Source organism: Bacteroides sp. UBA939, assembly GCF_002293435.1.
Classification (GTDB): Bacteria; Bacteroidota; Bacteroidia; order Bacteroidales; family Bacteroidaceae; genus Bacteroides.
Genome location: NZ_DBDF01000175.1, coordinates 1 through 9,883, shown reverse-complemented (window position 1 = coordinate 9,883; position 9,883 = coordinate 1). Strand labels below are relative to the sequence as shown.

9 protein-coding genes are annotated in these 9,883 nt (G+C 44.1%); 2 read left to right on the top strand and 7 right to left on the bottom strand.

Annotation, left to right across the window (positions count from 1 at the left end):
- Nucleotides 1–204 precede the first annotated feature (204 nt).
- Together B2Z67_RS11100 and B2Z67_RS11095 are read left to right on the top strand one after the other, a co-directional pair.
- On the top strand, nucleotides 205–1,362 hold the full coding sequence (locus tag B2Z67_RS11100; protein ID WP_291529894.1) for a hypothetical protein: 1,158 nt from the start codon (nucleotides 205–207) through the stop codon (nucleotides 1,360–1,362).
- Between the two features lie 406 nt (nucleotides 1,363–1,768).
- Nucleotides 1,769–2,668 carry a diaminopimelate dehydrogenase gene (locus tag B2Z67_RS11095; protein ID WP_291529893.1) on the top strand — a complete coding sequence of 300 codons (900 nt, stop codon included), beginning with the start codon at nucleotides 1,769–1,771 and terminating at the stop codon, nucleotides 2,666–2,668.
- 134 nt (nucleotides 2,669–2,802) lie between these two features.
- Here B2Z67_RS11095 and rseP read toward each other — a convergent pair whose 3' ends face one another.
- The 7 genes from rseP to tsaB form a co-directional block, all read right to left on the bottom strand.
- Nucleotides 2,803–4,137, bottom strand: coding sequence for an RIP metalloprotease RseP (rseP, locus tag B2Z67_RS11090; RefSeq protein WP_291529892.1), 1,335 nt, complete (start codon nucleotides 4,135–4,137; stop codon nucleotides 2,803–2,805).
- Between the two features lie 97 nt (nucleotides 4,138–4,234).
- The gene (locus tag B2Z67_RS11085) at nucleotides 4,235–5,404 is read right to left on the bottom strand and encodes a 1-deoxy-D-xylulose-5-phosphate reductoisomerase (protein ID WP_291529891.1); all 1,170 of its coding nucleotides are present in this window, start codon (nucleotides 5,402–5,404) and stop codon (nucleotides 4,235–4,237) included.
- Between the two features lie 43 nt (nucleotides 5,405–5,447).
- Nucleotides 5,448–6,308: a M23 family metallopeptidase gene (locus tag B2Z67_RS11080; RefSeq protein WP_291529890.1), complete on the bottom strand. Its 861-nt coding sequence runs from the start codon at nucleotides 6,306–6,308 to the stop codon at nucleotides 5,448–5,450.
- 30 nt (nucleotides 6,309–6,338) lie between these two features.
- Nucleotides 6,339–6,875: a ribosome maturation factor RimM gene (gene rimM / locus B2Z67_RS11075; RefSeq protein ID WP_291529889.1), complete on the bottom strand. Its 537-nt coding sequence runs from the start codon at nucleotides 6,873–6,875 to the stop codon at nucleotides 6,339–6,341.
- A gap of 12 nt (nucleotides 6,876–6,887) precedes the next feature.
- The gene (gene murA, locus B2Z67_RS11070) at nucleotides 6,888–8,192 is read right to left on the bottom strand and encodes a UDP-N-acetylglucosamine 1-carboxyvinyltransferase (protein ID WP_291529888.1); all 1,305 of its coding nucleotides are present in this window, start codon (nucleotides 8,190–8,192) and stop codon (nucleotides 6,888–6,890) included.
- Between the two features lie 101 nt (nucleotides 8,193–8,293).
- Nucleotides 8,294–8,935 (bottom strand): DUF4290 domain-containing protein, encoded by a 642-nt coding sequence (locus tag B2Z67_RS11065; RefSeq protein ID WP_291529887.1) that lies wholly within the window; start codon nucleotides 8,933–8,935, stop codon nucleotides 8,294–8,296.
- A gap of 70 nt (nucleotides 8,936–9,005) precedes the next feature.
- On the bottom strand, nucleotides 9,006–9,698 hold the full coding sequence (gene tsaB / locus B2Z67_RS11060) for a tRNA (adenosine(37)-N6)-threonylcarbamoyltransferase complex dimerization subunit type 1 TsaB (protein WP_291529886.1): 693 nt from the start codon (nucleotides 9,696–9,698) through the stop codon (nucleotides 9,006–9,008).
- Between the last annotated feature and the right edge of the window lie 185 nt (nucleotides 9,699–9,883).

Here is a 9,883-nt window from a genome sequence, read left to right as displayed (position 1 = left end):
TAATTATGAACAGCTACTTATAATATTCCTTTTTGGATGAATATTTTTTTGCTTCTTTATTGACTGCTCAAATCCTAATTGCATACAACTTTGAGGAAAATTCACTATCTTTGCATCAACAAAAATGAGAAGAATTGTAATAAACGCCGTGTTTATGGCACTTTCTCGTTTAGTGCATATTTTACTTGTAACAAGAAACCTAATATGAAAAGAAATTTCTACCTGCAACATCCGCTTATGGCGATGAATGACCCCGAAATGCAAAACCTGCTCAATGAAGAAGGTCTGAAAGGCGTTGGCGCCTATTGGGTCATTATCGAAAAGTTGGCACTCTTGCCCGAACCCTGCGCCCAATTGGATTATCTCCGTCCTTTCTGCAAGGGCTTGAAAATTTCCTTTGCCTATCTCAAGAAGATTATTCTCAACTACCCACTGTTCATTATGGAAGAAGATGGATATTTCACTCCCGCCGAATTGAATCCTGTACGCGGAAGGAATAAAAAACGTGCGGAAGAAACTCAAAAAGCGGATGTAAATGCGTGGGAAAATGAGCAAAAAGTGAGCGAAAATACGTCGAAAAACGAGCAAAAAACGCAGAAAAATGAGCAGAAAACGCGTGAAAATGCACGAAAAAGCATAAAAAATGAGCGAAAAACGAGCAAAAATGAATCAAAAATCGCTTTTATCTATTCGCATAAAACGCTGAAACACTGCAATATAAATGAAAATCCAGAAGCAATTAAAGAGAATATAAGAGATATAATAACAACAGCAACAACAAAAGAAAAAGAAAAGACTGCTGCTGTTGCTGATGTTATTGCTGTCAATGAGATAATTTCCGGTAGCAGTGCTATTGCTTCCGGCGGTTCAGTTAGTGCTTCTGGAGAGACTGATACCGTCACTTGCAAGTTCATCCCTCCCCAACCTTGGCGAGAGTTGGTTGACAGCCTGTCGTCGGACAGTGAATGGGTGGAGATTGTTTGCATGAAAAGCGGGTATGGGGGACTGCTAAGGCAGTACTTCAACGAAGCCGTGGAGATATTCAAACAGCATGTCGTGCTCTACGACAAGGGGGATGACTTGCTGAGTATGAGGCAAGTACATCAATACTTCGCCAACTTCGTGTCAGCAGAAAAAACCACTTCAACTGCGCTTCGGGAAAAACTCCGGGAACTGGATATCGGCCGGAAAGCTAAAGCGGACGAGCTATATCGCTACGAAAAGCGTATTGACGGGAAGCGCACTTACATGGGCTGCCTCATACCCGATTGTGCACCGCCACGACCGGACGACAGTGCCCTCTGGAATAACCTCACGATGCAGTGGGTATCAATCCCTCAAAGAAAAAGTCTCCAGACGTAAGCACCGGAATTCATCTCACGAGACCAGAAAATTCATCCCATGAGACGAGAAAATCCGTCCCACGAGACGAAAAAATTCATCTCGTGAGACGAAAAAATCCATCTCACAGGACGAAATAATTCGTCTCACGGGACAAATTCATTCGAGCCTGTATTATTCATAGTGTAAGTACTTCGCTTACTATAAATGAGAATTTAGCGTACCCATTTCCACCTAAATTCTCATTTATGACGAAACACTTATGAATAATGCAGGCGAGCAATAACGCGGAAGAATTGCATCTGCAATAAATCTTAATTAAGAAGAAAGTTGCTGTAATTTTGTGCTGTTATGTGGCAAAAGAAAGTGAAAATGCTTACTTTTGCGCCGATAAAATAGAATATTGATAACTAAATCCGATAAAAGAATGAAAAAAGTAAGAGCGGCCATCGTTGGCTATGGCAACATTGGGCAGTATGTGCTCGAAGCGTTGCAAGCGGCTCCCGACTTTGAAATCGCAGGCGTTGTACGTCGTGCAGGTGCCGAAAACCGTCCCGCAGAATTGAGTGACTATCCCGTTGTGAAGAATATTAAAGAATTGGAACGTGTTGACGTGGCTATCCTTTGTACTCCTACCCGTAGCGTAGAGGCTTATGCTAAGGAAATTCTTGCTCTCGGAATCCATACGGTAGATAGTTTTGATATCCATACCGGTATAGTAAATCTGCGCCGTACGCTGAGTGCAGTTGCAAAAGAGAACAATACGGTTTCTATTATTTCTGCAGGTTGGGATCCGGGAAGCGACTCTATTGTACGCACCATGCTTGAAGCTATCGCTCCGAAGGGAATTACTTATACGAATTTCGGTCCCGGTATGAGTATGGGACACACCGTTGCTGTAAAAGCAATTGATGGTGTGAAAGCCGCCCTGTCCATGACAATTCCTACCGGAACGGGTATCCATCGCCGTATGGTTTACATCGAACTGAAAGAAGGTTATGAGTTTGATAAAGTGGCTTCCGCTATCAAGGCAGATCCGTATTTTGTGAACGATGAAACGCATGTGAAACAGGTGTCCAGTGTAGATGCTCTGCTTGATATGGGGCATGGCGTGAACCTCACCCGTAAAGGTGTTTCCGGTAAAACACAGAACCAGTTGTTTGAATTCAATATGCGCATCAATAATCCGGCGCTGACTGCACAAGTATTGGTTTGTACGGCGCGTGCTGCCATGCGTCAGAAACCGGGTTGTTATACCATGATAGAAGTTCCGGTTATCGACCTTCTTCCGGGTGACCGTGAAGAGTGGGTTGGGCATTTGGTATAATGACTGAACAATTAAGAAAGGCTGTAAATACGTAATAGGAACTGAGTTCTCAACTACGTATTTACAGCCTTTTTTCGGATATAACCTTTTTATCTTCTCACAGCCTTATTGGGACTGTTTTCTCAAATTCCCTTTTAGAACAGGAAGCGCATAATATCATTAAAGTTAGCCCAAATCAGTAGTCCGAACAGTATAAACATACCTACCATTTGCGCACGTTCCATAAATTTTTCGCTTGGTTTGCGGCGGGTAACGATTTCGTAAATCAGGAACAGCACATGTCCACCGTCCAATGCAGGTATGGGCAAGATATTCATGAAAGCGAGGATAATAGAAAGGAAAGCTGTCATATACCAGAACTGATACCAGTCCCACGTAGCGGGGAAGATACTTCCGATAGTACCGAAACCGCCCAATTGTTTAGCTCCTTCTTTAGAGAATACATATTTCATGTTACTCACATAACCTTTCAGAGTCTTAACCCCCAGCTTTATGCCTACCGGAAAAGATGCGAAGAAGCCATATTCTTCTCTTATAACCGGTAATAATTTAGCTGTTTCCGTACGCACTGCCACGCCTATTTCATAGAGTGAATCCGTAGCTATGGTTACTGTATCCGTAATTCCGGCGCGTACGTATGTCAGGGTTATATCGTGAGAGGCGGAATTTGCTTTTTTCAGGAGAAGCATTTCTTTTCTATAGTCAGAGTAAGCTATGTTTTTCCCGTTTAGTTGCGTAATGCTGTCACCCGGCTGTAATCCTGCCAAAGCAGCGGGACGATTGGGGATGATACTGTCTATCACATACGGATAGCGGAATGAAGCAAAACGTACACTGTCCGCTAATAGCTTTTGCATCATGTCTTCGGGGATATATACCGATGCTCTCTTGCCGTCACGTAATACGGTTACTTCGCGGGCGTCGATGATTTTGCCTATCATATCCTGATCCATGCGTTCCAGTGGAACATTATTGGCGGATATCAGTACATCACCGTCCTGAAAGCCGACAGCCTTTGCCGTTTCGTTGAAATCCATGCCCAGAGGCGCTTTTTGAATCGGTACATATTCATCACCCCAGGCGAAGAGTATCATGGAGTAGATAAAGAGTGCGAGCACGAAGTTAAACAACACCCCACCTATCATGATGAATAATCGTTGCCATGTCGATTTGGCGCGAAACTCCCACGGCTGCATGGGCTGTTTCATTTGTTCGGTATCCATTGACTCATCCACCATACCTGATATTTTTACGTAACCACCCAGAGGCAACCAGCCGATGCCGTATTCCGTTTCACTGTTTTTAGGCTTGAACTTGAATAATGTGAACCAAGGGTCAAAGAACAGGTAGAACTTTTCAACCCGCGTCTTGAAAAGGCGGGCAAAGAGGAAGTGCCCTCCCTCATGAACGATAACGAGTAATGAAAGACTCATAATGAGTTGCAGGGCACGAATCAAAAATGTTTCCATCTAATAAACTTTCTATTTAATTATGTATTATACTTATTGTCAGATACCTTGCCGGAACAACCTTATACCATATAGATAATGACGCTCCGGTTGGTACTTATATTGTTTCTCTTTTTTGTTTTATCAATTCCTGTGCAATGCGGCGTGCCATTGCATCCGTTGCCACGTAATCTTCATATTCCGGTTTCTGTATGAAGGATACGATTGACATTGTTTTTTCTATTACATCACTCATCCCGAGGAACGAAACTTCATCCCGGAGGAAAGCGGCTACCGCCACTTCGTTTGCGGCATTGATGATGCAAGGCGTATTTCCGCCTTTATGCAGTGCTTCGTAAGCCAGCGCCAGGTTACGGAAACGGGTAGTATCGGGTTGCTCGAATGTCAAGTTTGTGCACATCTTAAAATCCAAGCGGGGGAATGATGCTTTCAGACGTTCCGGATAAGAGAATGCATACTGAATAGGCAACCGCATATCCGGCATGCCCAATTGCGCTTTTACCGCACCGTCTTCAAATTCCACCATCGAATGGATGATGGATTGAGGATGTACCACGACTTCTATCTGGTCGGGGCGTACACCAAACAACCATTTTGCTTCTATCACTTCAAAGCCTTTGTTCATCATCGAAGCGGAGTCGATAGTTATCTTGGCGCCCATATCCCAATTGGGGTGTTTCAGAGCTTGCGTTTTGGTGACGGTATCTAATTGTTCTCTTGTATAGGTGCGGAACGGACCGCCGGATGCCGTGAGGATAACTTTCTCTATCCGGTTACCCGCCTCGCCGGCCAAACACTGGAATACTGCCGAATGCTCCGAATCTACAGGAAATATGGAAGTTCCGCTAACGCGTGCCAAGTGGTTAATCAGTTCACCTGCCACGACAAGGGTTTCCTTATTGGCAAGTGCAATGGGTTTGCGTGCGCGGATGGCGTTCATAGTCGGGCGTAATCCGGCATAGCCCACCATTGCTGTCAGTACAATGTCTATTTCCGTATCTTCTACAATCTGGCAGATGGCTTCCATACCTGCATATACTTTGATGGGGAGGTCGGCAAGCGCTTCTTTCAGCCGGGCATATTTCGTTTCATTGGCTATGACTACCGCTTCAGGTTTGAACTTGCGTGCCTGGGCGATAAGTTCTTCTACCCGGTTATTGGCTGTCAGTACGTAAGCTTCGTACCGGTCGGGTTGTTCTTCAATGACCTGTAATGCTTGTGTACCGATGGAACCTGTGGAACCGAGGATAGCTATTTGTTTCTTCATTTATATATTTGCAATTTCACAATTCGTATTTGTCATCTATCACCTAAAACACGATGTACAACTCCGGATTTACCGCCCGTCCTTTTTGCCACAGTTCGAAATGGAGATGCGGACCGGTAGTCAGTTGTCCGCTGTTTCCTACCAGGGCTATGGCTTCTCCGGCTTTTACCGTCTCACCTTCGCGCTTCAGTAAGGAGCCGCAATGCTTGTAGACGGATATAAAATCCTGATTGTGTTGTACCTGTATTACATAACCCGTTTCGGCGGTATAAACGCTCAGGATGACTGTACCGTCCAATGTGGCTAATATACTTTCACCCGGATCGGCGGCGATATCCGTACCGTAATGTTTTGTTTCCGCATCAAACTTGTCGCTGATTATGCCTCGCGTAGGACGGTAGAATATGAGTCCGTCTGCATCGGAACGTGCGGTTATACTTGTAAGGTTGTACTTTTCGGCTTCTTCATACTGTTTGCGGAACTCGGCTTCCCGTTGGGTGCGTTCCATCAATGAGTCTTTCCGTAGGGTTGTCAGCGAATTCATGGATTGTACCGTATCTACGCGAACTGTTCCACGGAAAATATCCTGTATATTCATTATATATAGACTCTGACGGTCAACCAATTGTTGAAGCGAGTCTACGCGCAAGACATTATCTACTATTTGGGCACGGACTTCACTGTTCATGTATCCGGGCAGATAGTTGCGCAGGGGCGTAAAGATTATGATGGTTGCGGCAATAAGGAACAAAACCGTCAATACGGAAAGCAATACTGAAATCCCGTTCAGTTTGGAAACACGGATGCCTGCCACCTCTTCAAGCGTGTTCTCGTTGATAATGGCCAGTTTATATTTAAACTTGATGTTGTTCCAGAATACTTTATGCCGTTTCTTCTTAACCATACGCGCTAATCACTAATCATTAATCACTTTTTATATTTCTTCAACTTTGTCCAAATCCAATAACCCTTCGGGTAATATCATTCTAATAACATTGGGTTGCTTCTCAATACTTAAAAGCAATTCTTCTTGTGCAGGGATTAGTAATTCTTTTCCATGATGATTTACTACGAACAAAGTATTGATAGTTGAAGTGTCCACATCCGTTACTTCTCCGAGATCCCCGTGGTGCTTATCTTCTATTCGGAAGCCTATAAAGTCATCCCATGTCGATTCATCCTGAGGATCTTCTTCCGCATGTTCCACCGGGAAGTACACTTCTATGTTGGTAAACATGCGTGCGCGTTCCGCTGTATCTATTCCTTCGAACTTTATTAATGCGGTCGAGTCGGTACGGAAACGGTATTCTTCCAAGAAGAAGGGTACAAAGATACCATCCAACAGGCAAATCAAATATTCTGCTTCTATCCGGTCGAAGATATCGTCGGTGAAAGTAAACGATAGTTCACCGTGAATACCGTGAGGCTTGTTGATTACTCCTATTTTATATACTTCTTCGTTCTTTATCATTGGTCAACTATATTAGATTCTTGTTATTTTTGCTCCAATGTTATTCAGCCGGTTTTCGATATTCTGATAACCGCGGTCTATTTGCTCAATGTTATGAATGTGACTGATGCCTTCGGCACTCATGGCGGCAATCAGCAATGCGATACCGGCACGGATATCGGGAGAAGTCATATTGCCGCCTCGCAGGCACAATGCATGATTATGTCCGATGACGACAGCACGGTGCGGGTCGCAAAGAATGATTTGCGCACCCATATCTATCAGTTTGTCCACAAAGAACAGGCGGCTTTCAAACATCTTTTGATGAATGAGCACACTGCCTTTTGCCTGAGTGGCAATGACGAGCATAACACTCAATAAGTCAGGTGTTAGTCCCGGCCACGGGGCATCGGCAATAGTCATTATGGAACCATCCATGAATGATTCTATCTGGTATGTATCTTGTGCGGGGATGTAAATATCATCTTCACGTTGCTCTAACTTAATGCCGAGACGGCGGAAACTTTCGGGAATGATTCCCAGGTTCTCGTATGAAACGTTCTTGATGGTGAGTTCACTTTGCGTCATGGCGGCCATACCGATAAAACTGCCTACCTCAATCATGTCGGGAAGGATGGTGTGTTCGGTGCCATGCAGTTCGTCCACTCCTTCAATAATCAACAGATTGGAGGCGATACCCTGTATCTTGGCTCCCATGCGGTTCAACATTTTGCAGAGTTGTTGCAGATAAGGTTCGCAGGCGGCATTGTAAATGGTGGTGGTGCCTTTTGCCAAAACTGCTGCCATAACGATATTGGCAGTGCCGGTTACGGATGCTTCGTCCAGTAACATATAGGTGCCTTTCAACTGGCGGGCTGAAATTTCATATACTTCCCGTTGCTCATTATAAACAAAGTCGGCACCCAAATTCTGTATGCCGATAAAATGGGTATCCAAACGGCGGCGTCCTATCTTGTCACCTCCCGGTTTGGATATCATCGCTTTATGGAAACGCGCTACCATAGGACCAATAAGCATTACGGATCCGCGGAGGCTGGAACATTTCTTGAGGAATTCGTCACTTTCCAAATAACTCAGGTCTACTTTTTCGGCCTTGAAGCTGTACGTATTTACCGTTTTTTTAGACACGGTGACACCCATGTCTCGCATCAGTTGAATGAGGTTGTTGACATCCAGAATGTCCGGAATGTTGTGTACAGTCACTTCTTCGGCAGTCAGTAGCGTGGCGCAGATAATCTGCAATACTTCATTTTTTGCGCCTTGCGGATGAATGTCTCCGGATAGTCTGTGTCCTCCTTCTATTACGAATGATGCCATTATGAATTTTGAATTATGAATTTTGAATTATGAATTTTGAATTAATAAGTTATAGGCGACTGCTCCTATTCATAATTCAAAATTTATAATTCATAATTCAATTAGTATTTCCTTTTGTTATTATTCCGGTTATCTCTCCGGTTGTTTTGATAGCCCGGGTGACTTGGGTTGTTTGCTTTCGGACGATAATTATGTTCGATACGCATAGCCATCAGTTTTATGATGTCGTCCGTCATTTGTAATTTGCCATTGGAGTATTCGGCAAGGTCTTCCGCTATCTTACGGTCGTCTACGGTGTCTTTGTTCCAAGTCATGAAGTCTTTCTTCATGTGGTTGCAGATGAGTGCAATGAGATTTTGCTTTTCGTCGCCTTCAGGGAAGTCGATGGCTTTCTTTATCAATACTTCCAATGTACGGCCATAGTGGCGGTAACGGATTTTGGTACTGGAGTAGGGGATGTTATCCGGTCTGGTACACAAATTGTCTTTGCGGATAATTTCATAAGGGTAATCAATGTCCAGTTTGAACTCGGACATGATAGCCAGATGATCCCATAGCTTATGTTTGAAGTCGGGTACATCCCGTAGGTGGGGGAACATGTTACCCATAATGTTGATGATTGTGTTCGCACAACGTTGACGTTCCGCGCGGTTCTCAATTGTGAGCGCGTGGTCTACCATGTTTTGAATGCTGCGTCCGTACTCCGGCAGGGGCATCCGTTTCTGTTGAGTGTTATATTGCATGTTACTAATTTTTAAGTTATTAATTCCGGATAATGATTGAGTTATACTATTCTGTTGCATAAAATTGTATTTATAAAAGTTTCTTGGGCTTGGAGGCTACGAACTCTTTCAGGTAGAAGGGTTCGAAGTAAGCTACATCTTTGAAGTCCTTTTCAGCTATCGCTTTTTCGGCAAGGGGAAACATCATCTTTGCCAATGGGCGGATATTATCAATGAAATGTGCATGAGGATGGGTTATCTTATCCTTGCATTTATCCGCTCCGTCTCCGAAGAAGTAAACGGGATGTTGTTCCAGAAACTCTGCGTAAGAGTTTTCGTCTACAATATCGGCGGCAATGTCACGTACGGGTTTCAGTGCACGATCGTAGATGGCGGCGTACACTTCCATGCGGCGTGCGTCTATCATCGGGCACAGTAGTGCATCTTCGGGCAGTTCATCGTGATAGAGCAACACCGGCACGCATTGTACTTTCAGTGTAGGCAGGCCTATGAGCGGAATATCCCGCCCGTAACAAATGCCTTTTGCCATAGATACACCAATACGCAGTCCGGTATAAGACCCCGGTCCGCAACTTACTGCTACGGCATCAACCGGCATCGCGTGACTGTCGGCAAACGATAGCGCTTCGTCTACAAATACTCCCAGTGAAACTGCATGTGAAGGGCCGTTAAGGTCTTCTTTCGTAAAAACATTTTGCCCATCTTCACTCACAGCAACAGAGCATGCAGAGGTGGATGTTTCAATATGTAAGATACACGACATAGTTTCTTTATTATTAATCGCTTCTTTTTCTTAATTTTAAGTGTGGCAAATTTACAGGTTTATTTTCAGATACACAAGTGAATCTGAAAAGGGTTCGGTATCCGGGCTATGTGATGAGTAAAAAGAGGGAAGCAGACCGAAAATAAGCTCAAAACAAGCTGAATAAAAAACTTTTTGAGGAAAAT

What these genes read in the sequence shown, in the direction of transcription:
- B2Z67_RS11100 (WP_291529894.1), top strand. Translation starts at nt 205, where the DNA reads ATGAAAAGAAATTTCTACCTGCAACATCCGCTTATGGCGATGAATGAC.
- B2Z67_RS11095 (WP_291529893.1), top strand. Translation starts at nt 1,769, where the DNA reads ATGAAAAAAGTAAGAGCGGCCATCGTTGGCTATGGCAACATTGGGCAG.
- rseP (WP_291529892.1), bottom strand. Translation starts at nt 4,137, where the DNA reads ATGGAAACATTTTTGATTCGTGCCCTGCAACTCATTATGAGTCTTTCA.
- B2Z67_RS11085 (WP_291529891.1), bottom strand. Translation starts at nt 5,404, where the DNA reads ATGAAGAAACAAATAGCTATCCTCGGTTCCACAGGTTCCATCGGTACA.
- B2Z67_RS11080 (WP_291529890.1), bottom strand. Translation starts at nt 6,308, where the DNA reads ATGGTTAAGAAGAAACGGCATAAAGTATTCTGGAACAACATCAAGTTT.
- rimM (WP_291529889.1), bottom strand. Translation starts at nt 6,875, where the DNA reads ATGATAAAGAACGAAGAAGTATATAAAATAGGAGTAATCAACAAGCCT.
- murA (WP_291529888.1), bottom strand. Translation starts at nt 8,192, where the DNA reads ATGGCATCATTCGTAATAGAAGGAGGACACAGACTATCCGGAGACATT.
- B2Z67_RS11065 (WP_291529887.1), bottom strand. Translation starts at nt 8,935, where the DNA reads ATGCAATATAACACTCAACAGAAACGGATGCCCCTGCCGGAGTACGGA.
- tsaB (WP_291529886.1), bottom strand. Translation starts at nt 9,698, where the DNA reads ATGTCGTGTATCTTACATATTGAAACATCCACCTCTGCATGCTCTGTT.